The organism is Thioclava sp. FR2 (genome assembly GCF_051200875.1).
Lineage (GTDB): Bacteria > Pseudomonadota > Alphaproteobacteria > Rhodobacterales > Rhodobacteraceae > Pseudotabrizicola.
Genome location: NZ_CP195191.1, coordinates 131,627 through 148,938, shown reverse-complemented (window position 1 = coordinate 148,938; position 17,312 = coordinate 131,627). Strand labels below are relative to the sequence as shown.

The window sequence follows — 17,312 nt, the reverse complement described above, 5'->3', positions numbered from 1 at the left end:
CACTTGTTTTCCACAACAAATTGGATCTGGTCGGGCATTGTTTTGACGAGATCGGGTAAAAACCGAACGAAGCCCTTTCCTCTTAGATTCGGGTTTTAGGGCGATTTGAGAAATAGACAAACAGCACCCCGGCGCGGCGAAAACCACTGGGGCATCGGACTTGCTTTTGATCAGCCATGATCAGTTTCAGAGTATCAGACCAAGTTCTGACTTGGCCGAACAGCGTCTGTACGGGCAAGAATTGCTTCCATCAGGCGGTGCGCAGAAGGAGTAAGGCGTGAATCAATCCGCGTGACCATATTGAAGGGCGCGACGTTTAGGCCAAGATCCATTGGTAAGGCAACAAAGGGCATAGAGGGATTACCAGAAAAGCTCTCTACAACTGATCGGGCCAAGGGTGCGATGGCGTTGGTCTGGTTCAGGAGGGCCAGCGTAAACAGGAACGACGAGGTCGAAATTCGCCGTTTTGGTCCAGGCAGGTCCAATTCGGCCAACCGAGTCATGACCGTCTGCGTAAGCAAAGTGTCATCGGGACCAAGAATCCAGTCGTAGGCCAGAAGATCATCAACTCTGATCTCAGGAAGCATGACAAGTGGGTGGCCGCGGCGTACCGCAATGGAAAGCGGCTCGTCACCGATCATCTTGGCCTCAAGCATGACGTCATTCGTGCCGGGCCGTGCAAGCGCGAAATCAAGATGACCCGCGCGCAATTGCTCGCAAAGCGCAACCGACGTCGCGACGGTGACCTCGACGAGGATGCTTGGAAAACTTTCCTGCAGTTCAATGATTGCAGGCATCACGATACTCAGCGCGGGGCCGGTCACGGCACCTACCCTGACGGTACCAGCACTGCCCGTTGCAGCCTCTGACACTTCTCGGGCTGCATCGGTCAGTTCGATTTGAATTCGCGCAGCACGGCGGGCAAGCGCCAAACCAGCTACAGTCAGCCGGATTCCACGGCCCTGACGCTCATGCAGAGGAAGACCCAAGACTTCTTCCATTTCGGCAAGTAGGCGCGAGGCCGCTGGCTGCGAAACGCCAATCCTTTCGGCACAGCGCCCCAAATCGTCCCCATCCCCAAGAGCCGCCATCAAGCGTAGCTGCGTGGGCTTTAACCGACGAAGGGAGGATACAAGGCTTCTGCTCGTCTGACTCATGACATTTCCGATATGAATATATCGAGCATCAGTATTTGACAGGTATATGACTTGGAGTCAATTTCTGCCCATCCGTTGGCAGGGACATGCAACTCCGCCCAAACCGGATGCACTGACGAACTCATCGGGAGGAAACAGATGAATTTGACACGCCGCGGCCTTATGGCTCTTGCCGGCTCCACCGCCGTTTTGGCCGCAATGCCGGTCTTTGCCCAAGACAAGGGCACCGTCGGGATTGCCATGCCAACCAAATCTTCTTCGCGCTGGATTTCAGACGGGGAATCGATGGTGAAGGCCTTCACCGACGCAGGTTACGTTGCCGACCTGCAATATGCCGAAGACGACATTCCAACCCAGTTGGCGCAAATCGAAAACATGATCTCGTCGGGCGTCAAGGCGCTGGTAATTGCTGCAATCGACGGAACCACCCTGTCGAATGCTCTCGATAACGCCGCCGCCCAAGGGATCAAGGTCATCGCCTATGACCGTCTGATTCGTGATTCCGGTTCGGTCGACTATTACGCGACCTTCGACAACTTCAAGGTTGGCGTACAGCAGGCAGAGTCCCTCGTTGCTGGCCTGAAAGAGCGGTTTGGTGATGTGAAGCCATGGAACGTGGAACTGTTTGGCGGCTCGCCGGACGACAACAACGCCTTCTTCTTCTACAATGGCGCAATGTCCGTTCTGGATCCGCTGATTGCATCGGGCGACATTGTTATCCCGTCGGGCCAAATGGGTATGGATGTGGTCGGAACCCTGCGTTGGGACGGGGCTGTTGCTCAGGCCCGCATGGACAACCTTTTGTCGTCCAACTACGGCGACAAGACCCTGCATGGAGTGCTGTCACCCTATGATGGCCTGTCAATCGGGATCCTGTCCTCAGTTAAGGGCGTGGGCTATGGCTCGGGCGATCTAAAAACCCCGATCGTGACGGGTCAGGACGCAGAAATCCCCTCGGTCAAGTCGATGATCGCGGGCGAGCAGTATTCGACCATCTTCAAAGACACGCGCGAACTGGCGAAAGTAACGGTTGGCATGGTTGACGCTGTGCTGAGCGGTGGTGAGCCGCAGATCAACGACACATCGACCTATGACAACGGTGTCAAAGTCGTACCGTCGTACCTGCTGGAGCCGGTTTCCGTAAATCTTTCGAACTATGAGGCCGTCCTTGTCGGTTCGGGTTATTATACCGCTGATCAGCTGAACTAAGCTGATCTCCGGGATCCGCCTGCACATGCTCCCGTGCAGGCGGGTTCCCCTTGGGGGGAGGAAACATGTCCACACTTCTGGAAATGCGGGAGATCTCGAAGGTCTTCCCAGGCGTAAAGGCGCTTGATCAGGTTAGCCTGACGGTCGAGGCTGGCGAAATCCACGCGATTTGCGGGGAAAACGGTGCCGGCAAATCGACCTTGATGAAGGTGCTGTCAGGTGTCTATCCACACGGCAGCTTTGACGGCGAAATACGCTATCTTGGTCAGCCACTTCGCAATCGCTCTATTCGCGACAGCGAAGAAAAAGGCATTATCATCATCCATCAGGAACTTGCGCTGATCCCTTTGTTGTCGATCGCCGAGAACCTGTTCATGGGCAACGAAGTGGCATCCCGTGGTGTGATTTCATGGCCGATGGCATTTCAGAAAACCGAAGCCCTGCTGCGTCAAGTTGGCTTGCGCGAACCACCCAGCGCGATTGTTGGCAAGCTTGGCGTCGGCAAACAGCAGTTGATCGAAATCGCAAAGGCGCTTTCCAAGAACGTCAAGCTTTTGATCCTTGATGAACCTACTGCTGCCCTGCAGGAAGCCGATGCCGACCGGCTTCTTGAACTCATGCTGGAACTGAAAGGCCGCGGCGTGACGCAAATCATCATCAGTCACAAGCTGAATGAAATTGCCCGTGTCGCAGACCGGATCACGGTGATCCGGGACGGGACCTCGGTCTCGACCCTGTCAAAGGATGAAATCTCGGAAGACCGCATTATCCGAGACATGGTGGGCCGCGACATGGCGCATCGTTATCCGGAACGCAGCCCTAATCCGGGGAACGTTCTGTTCGAGGTCGAGAATTGGTCATGCTGGCATCCCGAGCAATCCGGGCGGCAAATGATCAAGGGCGTGTCGCTGAATGTCCGCAAGGGCGAAATCGTTGGCATTGCGGGCCTTATGGGCACGGGACGCACGGAACTGGCCATGTCTCTCTTTGGTGGGAGCTATGGCAAAGGTCATTCCGGAACAGTCAAGATGAACGGGAAGCCCGTCGATGTCTCGACGGTGCCAAAGGCGATTGAGGCCGGCATTTCCTATGTGACCGAGGATCGCAAAGCCTTGGGCTTGATCCTTGAAGAACCCATCCTCAAGAACATCAGCCTCGCAAACCTTTTCGGTATCGCAACCCGATCTGTTCTGGACAAGCGTCGGGAAGCGCAGGTGGCCGAGGGATATCGCCAGCAATTGGCCATCCGGACCCCCGGTGTCTACCAGAAGGTCGTGAACCTTTCCGGAGGCAATCAGCAAAAGGTCGTGCTGTCCAAGTGGCTGTTTACAAACCCGGAACTGCTTATCCTTGACGAGCCCACGCGCGGGATCGACGTGGGGGCCAAGTTCGAAATTTATACGATCATGAAAGAACTGGCCGAACAGGGCCGCGGCGTTCTGATGATCAGCAGCGAAATGCCCGAACTGTTGGGCATGTGCGACCGTATTTATGTGATGAACGAAGGCCGCATCGTCGGCGAACTGACCCGCGAAGAAGCGAGCCAGGAAAAGATCATGGCTTTGATTGTAAAAGACGTCGGAAAAGACGCGGAGAAGGTGGCTTAGAATGGCAGATGGCAAACAGAGTGCGCTTGGCGGACACCTGCGCGAAAATGGAATGCTTTTGGCATTGGTTGCGATTGTGGTCCTGTTTTCAGTTCTGGTGGGACTGCAGGGCAAGCCGATGTTCCTGCAGGCGCCGAACATCACCAATATCTTTTTGCAGAATGGTCATGTGATCATCCTTGCACTTGGGATGCTTCTGATCATCGTCGCCGGGCATATCGACCTTTCGGTGGGGTCTGTCGCTGCCTTTACGGGGGCGGTTGCCGCATGGCTGACCGTTGACCTGAAGCTGCCCGTCTATGCGGTCATTCCGCTGACCCTATGCGTCGGAGCCCTGATCGGGGCCGCACAGGGCTATTGGGTCGCCTATTGGCGCATTCCGAGTTTCATCGTCACCCTTGCCGGAATGCTGGTCTTTCGGGGGGCTACCCTTTGGCTCTTGGGTGGCCAGAACATCGGCCCCTTCCCCAAAGAGTTTCAGGCGATGTCATCGGGCTTTATCCCGGACTTGACCGGGCTGACAAAGCCGCATGGGCTGACCCTGATGATTGCGGCCATTGCGATTTGCATCGTGGTCTGGATTGGCCTTAGGGCACGGCGGCGCGACATGGAATTCGGGATCACGCCTGAACCGAATGGCCTGTTCTGGGGCCGCACCGCCATCATCGCGGCTGCCATGGCCTTTGTGGGTTGGCAATTGGCCAGCTTCCGCGGCCTGCCAAACGTGCTGGTCGTGCTTGCCGTGCTGATCGTCATCTATGCTTTCTTCACGGAAAACACCGTGCAGGGACGCAGGATCTATGCCGTCGGGGGCAACGAAAAGGCTGCCAAGCTTTCGGGAATTCGGACCGAGAGGCTGGTGTTCTTCTGCTTTGTCAACATGGGGATGCTGGCGGCTTTGGCCGGGATGATGGTGACGGCCCGCCTGAACAGCGCAACTCCAAAGGCCGGAACAGGATTTGAACTGGATGCTATCGCCGCCGTCTTCATTGGTGGGGCATCCATGGCAGGCGGATCGGGCAAGATCATCGGCGTGGTGATTGGCGCCCTGATCATGGGCGTCATGAACATGGGCATGTCGATCCTTGGCGTCGGCATCGACTATCAGCAGATGATCAAGGGCTTGGTGCTTTTGGCTGCCGTTGTCTTTGACGTCTACAATAAGAATAAGTGAGCAAGAACATGCATCTTTCGACAGTAAAAGGCGCGGGTGTTGTGGCCCGCCAAGGCGACGCAGCCAGGATCGTCCTGAATACGGCATCCGTTTATGAGTTGGCGAACGCAGCTATTCTGGCAGGCCACGACCTTAAGACCGAGGTCGAAAGGCGCGGGCTTGGTGCGACGGTTGACTTAGCTACAGCAACTTTTGATCTGCCGGTCAGCCATCCCGATCCTGCACATCTGCATCTGACAGGCACGGGTCTGACCCATCTTGGGTCGGCTTCGGCCCGTGATGCCATGCATGCCAAACTTGCTGGCGCGGAAACCCTGACGGATAGCATGAAGATGTTCCGCATGGGGCTGGAAGGCGGTCGTCCGCCAGAGGGTGAGGTCGGGGCACAACCGGAGTGGTTTTACAAAGGCAACGGCCACGCAGCCATCGCCCCCGGTGCAGACCTGAAGGCCCCGGGCTTTGCCGAAGATGGTGGGGAAGAACCAGAGATTGCCGGAATTTACCTGATCGGTCCCGACGGGACGCCACATCGGATTGGCTGGGCCTTGGGCAATGAATTTTCAGACCATGTCACTGAACGTGTGAATTACCTTTGGCTCGCACATTCCAAACTGCGAGTGGCGTCTTATGGCCCTGAAATTCTTGTCGGCGATCTGCCAACGGATATTCGCGGGACCAGTGCCATCATTCGAAACGGCAAAACGCTTTGGGAAAAGCCGTTTTTGTCGGGCGAAGCGAACATGTCGCACAGCTTTGCCAATCTGGAACACCACCACTTCAAATATGACATCTTCCGCCAGCCCGGCGACTTGCATGTCCATTACTTTGGGACCGCTACCCTGTCCTTTGCCGATGGGATCAAGACAGAGCCCGGCGATGTGTTTGAAATTGCCGTGCCAGAATTTGGCCAGCCTCTTAGAAACCACCTCAGCTTTGCGGCCCCTGTCCCCGGCACTGCCAAAGTTCGCGCATTGTAAGGATAAGACGAATTGACCAAGTTCAAACCTGCCGCTTGGCCTCGAAAACTCCGCTCGCAAGAGTGGTTTGCGGGAACCAGCAAGGACGCGATCTACCACAGATCATGGATGAAGAACCAAGGACTGCCGGCCGATCTTTTCGATGGTCGCCCCGTGATCGGCATCCTGAACACCTTCAGCGAACTGACCCCCTGCAACGCCCACCTGAACGACTTGGCCGAACGTGTGAAACATGGGGTCTACGAGGCGGGTGGCTTCCCCGTCATCGTCCCGGTCTTTTCCGCGAGCGAAAACTCATTCCGTCCCACCGCTATGATGTTTCGCAATTTGGCCGCCATGGCGGTCGAAGAAACGATCCGCGGTCAACAAATGGACGGCGTCGTCTGTCTCGTCGGTTGTGACAAGACCACGCCGAGCCTGTTGATGGGGGCGGCCTCGGTCGATCTTCCGACGATCATGGTGTCGGGTGGGCCGATGCTGAACGGATATTTCCGTGGGGAGCGCGTCGGTTCGGGCACTCATCTTTGGAAGTTTTCCGAAGCCGTGAAAGCCGGGGAAATGACAGCGGAAGATTTTGTCGAAGCTGAAGCCTCGATGTCGCGCAGCCCTGGATCCTGCAACACGATGGGCACGGCCAGCTCCATGGCATCCATGGTCGAGGCATTGGGCATGACCCTGTCTGGAAATGCCGCGATCCCCGCCGTTGACAGCCGTCGCCGCGTGATGGCGCAGCTGACCGGTCGAAGGATCGTGCAGATGGTCAAAGATGACCTGAAGCCCTCTGACATCCTGACCCGTGAGGCATTCCAGAATGCAATCCGCACCAATGCTGCCATCGGCGGGTCCACAAACGCGGTCATTCACTTGCTGGCCATCGCCGGGCGCTGCGGTATTGATCTGACCCTGAACGACTGGGACGAATGGGGCCGCGATGTGCCTACGATCGTGAACCTGATGCCTTCAGGAAAATACCTGATGGAGGAATTTTTCTACGCCGGCGGTCTGCCCGCAGTCATCAAACGACTGGGGGAAACAGGGGTTTTGAACAAAGACGCACTGACCGTATCGGGTGGCGCCATTTGGGATGAAGTCAAGGATGTCCGCAGCCACAATGACGATGTGATCCTGCCGACAGAAAAAGCGCTGGCCCAGTCGGGTGGGATTGTGGTGGTAAAGGGCAATCTTGCGCCGGATGGCGCTGTGTTGAAACCATCAGCCGCGACCCCGGCCCTGATGCAGCATCGCGGCAGAGCCGTCGTGTTCGAAGATATCGACGACTACAAAGCCCGCATAAACGACGAATCTCTGGATATCGACGAAACCTGCGTCATGGTCCTGAAAAACTGCGGCCCGCGCGGCTATCCGGGTATGGCAGAGGTCGGCAATATGGGTCTGCCGCCAAAGGTCTTGCGCAAGGGCATCACCGATATGGTCAGAATTTCGGACGCCAGAATGTCGGGCACGGCCTATGGCACCGTTGTCTTGCACACCTCACCCGAAGCTGCGCGGGGCGGGCCGCTTGCCATTGTCCGCAACGGCGACTTCATCGAACTGGATGTCGAAAACCGTCGCTTGCACCTCGACATCCCGGAGGCCGAATTGCAGGCGAGGCTTGCCGCATGGAAACCCGCCGTGGAACCGCCCAGTGGCGGTTATGCGAAACTGTATCACGATCATGTTCAAGGCGCTGACAAAGGGGCCGATATGGACTTCCTTGTCGGCTGTCGCGGAAACGCAGTGGCGCGGGAGAGCCATTGATGCCCGAACGGTTGAAGGTCGCCCTTGCGGGTATTGGCAAAATCGCAATCGACCAGCATGTCCCTGCAATAAGCGCGAGCCCTGACTGGGAATTGGCCTGTACGGTCAGCCGCAAGGGGAATGTGGATGGGGTGCAGGCGTTCACCTCGATCGAGGAGATGTTGGCGGAACGGCCTGATGTCTCGGTCGTCTCGCTGGCTCTGCCTCCGGTTCCGCGCTTTGCCTATGCGGCTGCGGCACTGAGGGCTGGACGCCATGTGATGCTGGAAAAGCCGCCGGGAGCAACACTGGCGGAGACACATGCTCTGCAAGCAATGGCGGCAGACCGGAATTTGTCCCTTTTCGCGACTTGGCACAGCCGCATGGCGCATGCCGTTGCGCCTGCCAAAGCATGGCTGCAGGGAAAATCCGTGATCCGTGCACATATCACCTGGCGAGAAGATGTTCGCAAATGGCACCCGGGTCAGGATTGGGTGTTCGAACCGGGCGGAATGGGTGTCTTTGACCCAGGCATCAACGCCCTGTCGATCATGACGGAGATCTTGCCAAATCCAGTCCATCTGAAATCCGCAAGATTGGAATTTCCGTCGAACCGCCAGACCCCCATCGCAGCCCAACTGACATTCTCGGACAATGTCACGGCTGATTTCGACTGGCGCCAAGAGGGCCCGCAAACCTGGGACATTGAGGTTGCGACAAACAAAGGCAATCTGGCCCTTCGCATGGGCGGCAATGTGCTTGAGATCGACGGCAAAGCGATGGCCGGTGAAAATAGCATCATGGGCGAATATCCCGCGCTTTACGCCCGGATGGCGGATCTCGTCCTTGCAGGCCGATCAGAGGTCGATCTGTCACCGATGGTCCATGTTGCTGATGCCCTGACCCTTGGTGAACGGATCATAACCGACGCTTTCGACTTCTGAAGGAGACACCCATGCTGACCGGAAAACACCTGATCGCAGGCGAGTGGATCGGGAGCGAGGATCGCTTCGCATCAACGCCCGCCCATGGCCCGTCGCACCAATTCACTGTTGGCACCCCCGCGCATGTGGCGGCAGCCTGCGATGCCGCCGAAGCAGCTTTTTCGGTCTATGTAGTAAAGACCCGTGCCGACCGAGCCGCCTTTCTGAATCGCATCGCGGATGAGATTGAGGCGAGAGGTGCAGCCATCACCGAAATCGGCACGCAGGAAACGGGGCTTCCGGCCGCACGATTGGAAGGGGAACGCGGGCGCACCACCATGCAGCTGCGGCTTTTTGCCAGCCATATTCTGAAAGATGACTGGCTGGACCGCCGCCATGACCCCGCTTTGCCTGATCGCCAGCCCGCGCCGCGCCCTGACCTTAAACTGGTTCAACGCCCGATTGGGCCGGTTGCTGTCTTTGGTGCATCGAATTTTCCGCTCGCCTTCTCAGTGGCTGGTGGGGACACTGCCTCCGCCCTTGCTGCGGGCTGTCCTGTTGTGGTCAAGGGACACTCTGCCCATCCGGGCACCGGCGAAATTGTCGCCCAAGCGATTGATGCTGCGATCCGGGCAACGGGAATGCCTTCTGGTGTTTTCTCCCTTGTTCAGGGTGGCAAGCGAGACGTGGGCGAGGCGCTGGTTCAGAACCCGATGATCAAGGCAGTCGGTTTTACCGGCAGCCTTGCCGGAGGCCGGGCCCTGTTCAATCTTTGCGCTGCACGGCCCGAACCTATCCCGTTCTTTGGCGAATTGGGCTCGGTCAATCCGATGTTCCTTTTGCCCTCGGCTCTTGCCAGCCGGTGTGATGCCATCGCACAAGGTTGGGCAGCTTCACTCACCATGGGTGCCGGTCAGTTCTGCACCAACCCCGGTATTGCCATCGTGATAGACGGAGAAGATGCGGATCGCTTCGTTGAAACCGCAAAGGCTTCCATTGGATCTGTTGGCGCACAGACCATGTTGACCGATGGTATTGCGGCAGCCTTCCGCTCAGGCCGTGACCGCGTGGCCGCAGGAACGGGCGTTCGCGCTGTCCTGACAACCACCTGCGATCTGCGCAATGCCACCCCGTATTTGTTCGAGGTTGCAGGCGCAGATTGGTTGGCCGATCACATGCTCGCAGAAGAGGTCTTCGGCCCTCTTGGTTTGATCGTTCGCGTTCGCCATTCTGCGGAAATGCTTGAAATCGCCCGCAGCCTTCAAGGTCAATTGACCTGCACTCTGCATTTGGATGATGCCGACCAAGATCTTGGCCGCTCGCTGATGCCAATTCTTGAACGCAAGGCGGGCCGCATTCTGGCCAATGGCTTCCCAACTGGTGTGGAGGTCGTGGATTCACAGGTGCACGGCGGGCCTTACCCGGCATCAACCAATTTCGGCGCAACTTCTGTAGGGACCATGTCAATCCGTCGTTGGCTGCGCCCTGTGGCCTTCCAGAACATGCCAGCCGCTTTGCTGCCCAGGGAATGGGCTGAATAGCAGCACAGGCAAGCCTCCAACATGGTCGCAACTAAATCTTTGCCCAGACCGAAGAGACCCCGGTTTGGGGAAAATCGTTATGGGTCAAATTGTCGAGCAGAGGCAAAGAAGCTTTGTATCAGATAAAATCCTGTTCTGCCCCGTTACATTGACCTCTGCATTTCGGAGAGAACTGGCCGAACACCGCGCACATCTGATTCGCCTAGTTCCGTTCAAGTTGGCTTCTTTCAGTCACATTCCGCGGGCCATCATACAGAGACCACGGGCATTTGGATTGATTGCAGAACAACTATCTCAATCCCCGCAGAATTGATGCAGCAGCGCAGAGTGCAACGACAACTGCAACCGCCTGTCTTTCAACGGATTTCGCCAGATCGCGCCGCATTTGCAGCCCACGAGGCCAACAAAAGTACGGCCTTACGAACGGAACTGTTGCATATAGTATTACTTTTGATAACGTCATCTGAGCCACCTGAGGAGAGTGGCCAAGGGTTCCACTGGGAGGAAAATCATGAATATTTTCAAGACTCTCGCGCTTGGCGCGGGACTAAGCGGTTTGTTGTTTTCGACAGCCAATGCTGAAGGTCTGCAAGGAAAAGTCATTGGCTTTTCGCAGATCGGGTCGGAGTCCGGCTGGCGCGCTGCCGAGACGAGTGTCACTAAGCAAGTTGCCGCAGATTTGGGCGTTGACCTGAAGTTTGCAGATGCACAGCAGAAACAGGAAAACCAGATCAAGGCGATCCGCGGTTTTGTTGCACAAGGCGTTGACGCCATTCTGGTGGCCCCGGTTGTGGCGACCGGTTGGGAAGAAGTTCTGACCGAGGCCAAAGAGGCCGGCATTCCCGTCGTCCTTCTGGACCGTGGCATCGAAGGGCCAGAAGACCTCTACTTGACCTCGGTCGCTTCGGATCAAGTCAAAGAGGGCCGTGTGGCCGGAGAGTGGCTGGTGGGCGCTGTTGGCGACAAACAGTGCAACGTTGTTGAGCTGCAAGGTACTGTGGGTTCTTCCCCAGCCATCAACCGCAAGCAAGGCTTCGAAGAAGCGCTTTCTGGCAAGGCCAACCTGACGATTACCCGCAGCCAGACGGGAGACTTCACTCGCTCTAAGGGGAAGGAAGTCATGGAAGGCTTCATCAAGGCTGAGGACGGAGGCAAAAACATTTGCGCCGTCTATGCACACAATGACGATATGGCCGTTGGTGCCATTCAGGCCATCAAGGATGCAGGCCTGAGGCCGGGAACGGATATTCTCGTCGTGTCGATCGACGCCGTTCCTGATATCTTTGCTGCAATGGTCTCGGGGGAAGCCAACGCTACAGTCGAGCTCACGCCGAATATGGCAGGTCCGGCGTTTGCGGCGCTTGATGCCTATCTGAATGCGGGCACCTTGCCGGAAAAGTTCATCATCACCGAGTCGAAGCTTTTTACCCCGGCAGATGATCCGCAGGGTGAATACGACCGCCGCAAAGGTCTTGGCTACTAGTTTCCTCCCCAAGACCACCGCCGGGTTGTGGCCCTGCCGTTGCCCGGCGGAATTGCTTTATCTGCGGGACAAGCAGACAGTTACAGAAAATCAGGGGAGGAAGGCATGGCCATTTCAGACGCTGCAAATGCGCCCGTGCTTGAGGCACGCGGAATCATCAAAATCTTTGGCCAGCATCGTGCCTTGGACGATGTGGATTTTTCCGCATTTCCAGGGGAAGTTCACGCGCTTTTGGGTGAAAATGGCGCGGGCAAATCCACATTGATCAAGATTCTGACCGGGGCCTACCAGCCTGATGAGGGTAGCTTGCTGCTGGATGGCCAGCCATTGGCCCTGCGTGACCCACTGCATGGTCAAAGTTGCGGGATCGGGACGGTTTATCAAGAGGTGAACCTGCTCCCCAACCGTTCTGTTTCTGAGAATCTTTTCCTCGGACGCCAACCGACGCGCTTTGGCTATGTTGACCGAAAAGCTATAGATACTGCCGCGCGTCAACTTTTGGCGCGATATGGTCTTGATATTGACGTGCGAGCGGAGCTTTCAGAGTATTCTGTGGCGGTCCAGCAGATCGTGGCCATCGCACGCGCAGTCGAGCTGTCCGGAAAGGTTCTGGTCCTTGATGAACCGACGGCCAGCCTTGACAGAAACGAAGTTGAACGTCTTTTTGATGTGGTCCGGGCGCTGAAAGCCAAGGGCCTTGCCATCATCTTCATCACCCATTTCCTTGATCAGGTCTTTGAACTGGCCGATCGCGTGACCATCCTTAGGAACGGCAGAAAAGTTTCGACACAGGCTTTAAACACCCTGAACACCACCGATGTCGTGCGGATGATGTTGGGCAAAGACGTGGCTTTTGATCATCATCCCACTGCGCTGGCCGGAGGAGTCAAAGGCAAGCTTCGCGTGCAGTTTCAGGATATCTCACGCAAAGGTATGCCCGCCTTCAATCTCGCCCTTCACGAAGGGGAAGTGGTGGGCGTCGCGGGACTACTCGGCTCGGGCAGGACTGAGATGGCCCGGCTGATGTTTGGAATTGATGCGGCGGAAACTGGTGTGATCCACGTCGATGGGGAGCCGGTTACACTCCGCACCCCTGCACAGGCTGTTGCTGCCGGATTTGGTTTTTGCCCAGAAGATCGGAAGATCGACGGGATCTTCGGCGATCTATCGGTTCGAGAGAACATTATCATTGCACTTCAAGCCAAGTTGGGGTGGTTCAAGGTCTTGAATCGCGACGATCAGGTCGAACTGGCCGGTCGCTATGCCGAGGCGCTGGATATCCGCGCTGCAAATCACGACATGCCGGTGAAACTCTTGTCGGGCGGCAATCAGCAAAAGGTCATTCTTGCGCGTTGGCTGGCAATTGATCCAACCTTCCTAATCCTTGATGAACCCACTCGCGGCATCGACGTCGGCGCACATGCCGAGATTGTCCGCACCATCAACAGGTTGCGCGAAGAAGGACTTGCCCTGTTCGTCATCTCGTCGGAATTGGACGAAGTGGTTGCCTATTCGAACCGCGTCGTTGTGATGCGCGACCGCAATATGGTGACGGAACTTTCGGGTGATAATATTTCTCCGGAAGCCATCGTTCAGGCCATCGCAGGAACCCCAGAAACGGAGGCGCACGCGTGACCCGCCCCCAAGCTGACATCCGGCCCACGACCCAACCACCTATGCCACCTGCCAAGCCAATTGCCCATTTTTTCACCCGGCCGCAGGTGATTGCCCTCTTCGCCGTGCTTTTGGTCAATTGGCTGCTGTTCCCCGGCTTTTTCACCATTACATGGCAAGACGGGCGGCTTTTCGGCAGTCTTATAGACGTCTTGAACCGTGGCGCACCCGTCGCGATTTTGGCCATTGGCATGACAATGGTGATTGCAACCAAAGGGGTGGACCTCTCGGTCGGTGCGGTGATGGCAATCTCTGGAGCGATTGCCGCTGTCATGGTCACCTCAGGATATCCCGCATGGATGGCTGTCCTAGCCGCCGTGGGTGCCGGTCTTGTCTGCGGCCTCTGGAACGGGCTTTTGGTGACGCTTCTTGAAATCCAACCGATCATTGCGACTCTTGTCCTCATGGTCGCGGGGCGTGGCCTCGCGCAGCTGGTGACCGAAGGCTATATCGTTACCTTCTCGGACCCGCTGTTGATCTTCATAGGCACTGGATCTTTCCTTGGCCTTCCGATGCCTGTGGTCATCGCCATTACACTCATGATCCTTGCGTCTGTGATCGTTAGACGCACAGCTTTGGGCCTTCTGATCGAAGCCGTCGGCGTCAACCGTTCTGCCGCACGCTTTGCCGGACTGTCGGCAAACACCCTGCTTCTTACGGTTTACACATTTGCTGGGTTTTGCGCCGCCATTGCCGGCCTGATCGTCGCGGGCGATATCCGCGGCGCAGACGCGAACAACGCGGGCCTCTGGCTTGAGCTTGACGCAATCCTCGCTGTGGTGATCGGGGGCACGTCTCTGATCGGGGGCAGGTTCTCGATCCCGATGGCGGTACTAGGGGCGATGATCATTCAGGCCATGAATACCGGCATTCTGATTTCGGGTTTCAGCCCTCAGTTCAACCTAGTCGTGAAATCCGCCGTGATCATCGTGATCCTCATCCTGCAATCACCCCTGTCGGCACAAGTCTTCCGCCGTCGGACCGTTCGCGGAAAATCAAAATGAACAGAAGCCTAAGGCCTTTGGTGGCAACTGCCTTGATCTTCCTTTTTGCCTATGCAGCAGCGGTTCTGCAGCATCCCGCCATGTTTTCAACCCGAGTTCTGGGTAACTTCATGACAGACAATGCCTTTCTTGGCATTGCAGCGGTCGGCATGACCTTCGTTATCCTGTCCGGGGGAATAGATCTTTCGGTCGGCGCTGTGATCGGCTTTAGTACGGTCTTGATTGCCGTTCTGATCATGTGGCTGAACCTGCACCCGCTTTTGGCCTTTGCTATTACGCTTGTGGTTGCTGCGTCTTTTGGAGCGATCATGGGAATGGCGATCCACTACCTGAAAGTACCCAGCTTTATCGTGACACTTGCGGGCATGTTTCTGGCAAGAGGCGGAGCCTCGGTTCTGTCGCCTGACAGCATCGGGATCAACCATGCCTTCTATTCCGCGGCCTCAAAAAGCTATTTTCTCCTACCCGGTGGCGGGCGGCTGACGGTGGTAGGTTTGATCATGCTGTTGGTCTTTGCAGTCGCCATTCTTTTAGCGCACCGCACCAAATTCGGCTCAAACATTTATGCACTTGGCGGCTCGGAAACCTCGGCTGCACTTATGGGCGTGCCGGTCGCACGCACAACGATTGGCATCTACGCCCTGTCCAGCTTTTTGGCAGGTCTCGCTGGCGTCGTTTTCTCGCTGTACACCTCTGCTGGCTACTCTTTGAATGCTCTTGGTGTTGAACTCGATGCGATCGCCGCCGTCGTAATCGGGGGAACTCTTCTGACTGGCGGATATGGCTTTGTTGCAGGCACTTTCATCGGGGTCATGCTGCAAGGATTGGTGCAAACCTACATCGTCTTTGACGGAACCTTGTCCAGTTGGTGGACCAAGATTGTCGTCGGCGTGCTTTTGTTTATGTTCATTGTGCTGCAGCGCTTGGTGTTCCGGGCGACGCCGCGCAGAACCTGAAGTACTGGATACGCAGACATGAGCGAACCCGGGAGCCTGATCCGAACGCTCTCCGGGCGGCAAGCAGCGCGGAACTTTCACTCCTATGTGATCAACGAGGTTGGCCGCGCCATCGTTGCTGGAGAGATGCCCGTAGGCAGCAGCCTTCCGGGTGATGCCGAGATGATGGATCGGTTTGGTGTTTCTCGCACGGTCCTGCGAGAGGCGCTCAAGACGCTGGAGGCCAAAGGGCTTGTCGAGGCTCGCGCCAAGGTTGGAACACGCGTATTGCCACAATCGCGATGGAACCTGTTTGATAGGCAGATTCTGGCGTGGAAGTTGGAAAGCGGTCCTAGTCCAGCTTTCTTGCGTTCCTTTCAGATCGTTCGCGAGAGCCTAGAGGTGCAAACGGCCCAGTTGGCTTCGGAAAACCGCGAGGCGGAACACATGCGGCTCCTCCTCTACTGGCAGAACCAACGGATGCAAATGTCGTTTCAACCAGAACCATTTGCCTTGGCGGAGTTCGAAATTCACCGCGTGATTGCCGAGGCATCGGGAAATCCGTTCTTGCGATCAACATCGGCTATCATGGAATTTGGTGTCGCATATTCCACATTGGCACGATTAAGCAAAGACCTTGGCGCCCCACCCGAAGGACTGGCCGAAGCAAAGGCAGAACATTATGAGCGTCTGATTCAGGCCATCGACAAGGGCAATCCTGTGGCCGCACACAAGGCCATGGCAGACGTTCTCGTGCCGATCCAACCGATCTAAGAAGGCCTAAGGCCCCCACAGGGGCAAATGGCTCAATATCTTTCAGCGGCGGCGCACCGGAAACGCAGTACGCTCGCAGAGCAATGACCCTTCCATTCACGCAAAGGGCAATAGATCGAAATATTTGACCACGTCAGTCGCCCAGCACCCTTCCGGTGCGCGGAGCTTTCATGCCCTCTGGCCCTTTAAGCCGGTCCGACCATTTCCACCGGTTTCAACGCCTTACCCGGTTGCCGATTTCCGCACGTGGCCGACCCGTTGAGTCTACGCCTCAACTACCAGCGCGAAGATAAACACCGCAGAGAATAAGTGTTGGCGTTGCGAAATCTTTTCTAGTGTGGATGGATGAGCGGCAATAAAATCAAAGGGCTCAGGCCCTGCGACCTGAGCCCTTTGATTTTGATGGTACCGACTCCCCGGCTCGAACGGGGGACCCCCAGATCCACAATCTGGTGCTCTAACCAACTGAGCTAAGTCGGCACTTGGCGGTCGTTTAGCCGCCCTGCGCCCGGATTGCAAGCGGGCTTTCGCCTTAAAGTGGGCGTTCCCAGATTTGAGAAATAACATCTTGGCCGAAGGTGTGCTCGCCCCAGCTTTTGGTGCAAGAAAACCCATATTTTTCATAAAGTCGGCAGGCCGCTGCGTGACTGGCATGGGTCCAAAGCCGCATGTGCTGATATCCTGCTTCACGAGCGAATTGCAGGCAGGTTTCGATCAGACGTTTCGAGAGACCCGTGCCGCGTGCCGAGGGTTCCAGCAAAAAGAGTCGCAGTTTTGCAGTTTGGCCCGACTCGTCTTCGCTGTCCTTGACGCAAAAGATCGAACCAACACGCTTGCCATCCAGAATGGCCACCCATCCCCGTTCGCTGACCGGGTCATGCCCGTCCAGAAACTCGGCAATGATCTTGGCAACCAACTGCGGGAAGCTGGCGTCATATCCCTCTTCCTGCGCGTATAGCTCTGCATGGCGATCAACCAGCCACTGCGCGTCATTCCGTGTAAAAAGATCGAGTTTCGTTCGCTCCATCTGTGTATCTGACCATGCAGATGGCGGGCTGCCAAGCCCTGTTGCTTGCACCAAATTGAAATCGGCGCTAGGGCAAGGCAAAGCGTCAGG

14 protein-coding genes and 1 tRNA gene are annotated in these 17,312 nt (G+C 56.6%); 12 read left to right on the top strand and 3 right to left on the bottom strand.

What is annotated here, in order from left to right:
- Window positions 1–194: 194 nt before the first annotated feature.
- Complete coding sequence (locus ACSBLW_RS00695; protein ID WP_435258334.1) at window positions 195–1,157, bottom strand: LysR family transcriptional regulator; 963 nt, start codon at window positions 1,155–1,157, stop codon at window positions 195–197.
- Window positions 1,158–1,319: 162 nt separating this feature from the next.
- On the opposite strand from ACSBLW_RS00695, the gene chvE reads away from it, so the two are divergent.
- The 12 genes from chvE to ACSBLW_RS00635 all read left to right on the top strand — a co-directional run bounded on the left by chvE (window position 1,320) and on the right by ACSBLW_RS00635 (window position 16,195).
- Window positions 1,320–2,366, top strand: coding sequence for a multiple monosaccharide ABC transporter substrate-binding protein (gene chvE, locus ACSBLW_RS00690; protein ID WP_435259997.1), 1,047 nt, complete (start codon window positions 1,320–1,322; stop codon window positions 2,364–2,366).
- A 65-nt stretch (window positions 2,367–2,431) separates the two neighbouring features.
- The gene (gene mmsA, locus ACSBLW_RS00685; protein WP_435258333.1) at window positions 2,432–3,973 is read left to right on the top strand and encodes a multiple monosaccharide ABC transporter ATP-binding protein; all 1,542 of its coding nucleotides are present in this window, start codon (window positions 2,432–2,434) and stop codon (window positions 3,971–3,973) included.
- A gap of 1 nt (window position 3,974) precedes the next feature.
- On the top strand, window positions 3,975–5,147 hold the full coding sequence (gene mmsB / locus ACSBLW_RS00680) for a multiple monosaccharide ABC transporter permease (RefSeq protein ID WP_435258332.1): 1,173 nt from the start codon (window positions 3,975–3,977) through the stop codon (window positions 5,145–5,147).
- Between the two features lie 8 nt (window positions 5,148–5,155).
- The gene (gene araD1 / locus ACSBLW_RS00675) at window positions 5,156–6,124 is read left to right on the top strand and encodes an AraD1 family protein (protein ID WP_435258331.1); all 969 of its coding nucleotides are present in this window, start codon (window positions 5,156–5,158) and stop codon (window positions 6,122–6,124) included.
- A 12-nt stretch (window positions 6,125–6,136) separates the two neighbouring features.
- A complete protein-coding gene (araD, locus tag ACSBLW_RS00670) occupies window positions 6,137–7,882 on the top strand; it encodes an L-arabinonate dehydratase (RefSeq protein WP_435258330.1) in 1,746 nt (581 codons plus the stop codon).
- Window positions 7,882–8,805: a Gfo/Idh/MocA family protein gene (locus ACSBLW_RS00665; RefSeq protein ID WP_435258329.1), complete on the top strand. Its 924-nt coding sequence runs from the start codon at window positions 7,882–7,884 to the stop codon at window positions 8,803–8,805. Before araD ends, ACSBLW_RS00665 begins: the two co-directional genes overlap by 1 nt.
- Window positions 8,806–8,816: 11 nt before the next feature.
- A complete protein-coding gene (locus ACSBLW_RS00660) occupies window positions 8,817–10,325 on the top strand; it encodes an aldehyde dehydrogenase (NADP(+)) (RefSeq protein WP_435258328.1) in 1,509 nt (502 codons plus the stop codon).
- A gap of 511 nt (window positions 10,326–10,836) precedes the next feature.
- A complete protein-coding gene (gene ytfQ / locus ACSBLW_RS00655; protein ID WP_435258327.1) occupies window positions 10,837–11,808 on the top strand; it encodes a galactofuranose ABC transporter, galactofuranose-binding protein YtfQ in 972 nt (323 codons plus the stop codon).
- Window positions 11,809–11,913: 105 nt separating this feature from the next.
- A complete protein-coding gene (locus ACSBLW_RS00650) occupies window positions 11,914–13,443 on the top strand; it encodes a sugar ABC transporter ATP-binding protein (RefSeq protein WP_435258326.1) in 1,530 nt (509 codons plus the stop codon).
- A complete protein-coding gene (locus ACSBLW_RS00645) occupies window positions 13,440–14,486 on the top strand; it encodes an ABC transporter permease (RefSeq protein WP_435258325.1) in 1,047 nt (348 codons plus the stop codon). Before ACSBLW_RS00650 ends, ACSBLW_RS00645 begins: the two co-directional genes overlap by 4 nt.
- A complete protein-coding gene (yjfF, locus tag ACSBLW_RS00640) occupies window positions 14,483–15,442 on the top strand; it encodes a galactofuranose ABC transporter, permease protein YjfF (RefSeq protein WP_435258324.1) in 960 nt (319 codons plus the stop codon). The genes ACSBLW_RS00645 and yjfF overlap by 4 nt, the downstream gene beginning before the upstream one ends.
- Window positions 15,443–15,460: 18 nt before the next feature.
- Window positions 15,461–16,195: a FadR/GntR family transcriptional regulator gene (locus tag ACSBLW_RS00635; RefSeq protein ID WP_435258323.1), complete on the top strand. Its 735-nt coding sequence runs from the start codon at window positions 15,461–15,463 to the stop codon at window positions 16,193–16,195.
- A 403-nt stretch (window positions 16,196–16,598) separates the two neighbouring features.
- Here ACSBLW_RS00635 and ACSBLW_RS00630 read toward each other — a convergent pair.
- Both ACSBLW_RS00630 and ACSBLW_RS00625 read right to left on the bottom strand, forming a co-directional pair.
- A tRNA-His gene (locus ACSBLW_RS00630) sits at window positions 16,599–16,675 on the bottom strand.
- 52 nt (window positions 16,676–16,727) lie between these two features.
- Window positions 16,728–17,222 carry a GNAT family N-acetyltransferase gene (locus ACSBLW_RS00625; protein ID WP_435258322.1) on the bottom strand — a complete coding sequence of 165 codons (495 nt, stop codon included), beginning with the start codon at window positions 17,220–17,222 and terminating at the stop codon, window positions 16,728–16,730.
- Window positions 17,223–17,312: the final 90 nt, after the last annotated feature.

Bases quoted from the DNA above. Each gene is read 5' to 3' on its own strand.
- ACSBLW_RS00665 (WP_435258329.1), top strand. From the start codon at position 7,882: ATGCCCGAACGGTTGAAGGTCGCCCTTGCGGGTATTGGCAAAATCGCA.
- ACSBLW_RS00695 (WP_435258334.1), bottom strand. From the start codon at position 1,157: ATGAGTCAGACGAGCAGAAGCCTTGTATCCTCCCTTCGTCGGTTAAAG.
- mmsA (WP_435258333.1), top strand. From the start codon at position 2,432: ATGTCCACACTTCTGGAAATGCGGGAGATCTCGAAGGTCTTCCCAGGC.
- ACSBLW_RS00625 (WP_435258322.1), bottom strand. From the start codon at position 17,222: ATGGAGCGAACGAAACTCGATCTTTTTACACGGAATGACGCGCAGTGG.
- yjfF (WP_435258324.1), top strand. From the start codon at position 14,483: ATGAACAGAAGCCTAAGGCCTTTGGTGGCAACTGCCTTGATCTTCCTT.
- ACSBLW_RS00660 (WP_435258328.1), top strand. From the start codon at position 8,817: ATGCTGACCGGAAAACACCTGATCGCAGGCGAGTGGATCGGGAGCGAG.
- ytfQ (WP_435258327.1), top strand. From the start codon at position 10,837: ATGAATATTTTCAAGACTCTCGCGCTTGGCGCGGGACTAAGCGGTTTG.
- mmsB (WP_435258332.1), top strand. From the start codon at position 3,975: ATGGCAGATGGCAAACAGAGTGCGCTTGGCGGACACCTGCGCGAAAAT.
- ACSBLW_RS00635 (WP_435258323.1), top strand. From the start codon at position 15,461: ATGAGCGAACCCGGGAGCCTGATCCGAACGCTCTCCGGGCGGCAAGCA.
- ACSBLW_RS00650 (WP_435258326.1), top strand. From the start codon at position 11,914: ATGGCCATTTCAGACGCTGCAAATGCGCCCGTGCTTGAGGCACGCGGA.
- araD1 (WP_435258331.1), top strand. From the start codon at position 5,156: ATGCATCTTTCGACAGTAAAAGGCGCGGGTGTTGTGGCCCGCCAAGGC.
- chvE (WP_435259997.1), top strand. From the start codon at position 1,320: ATGGCTCTTGCCGGCTCCACCGCCGTTTTGGCCGCAATGCCGGTCTTT.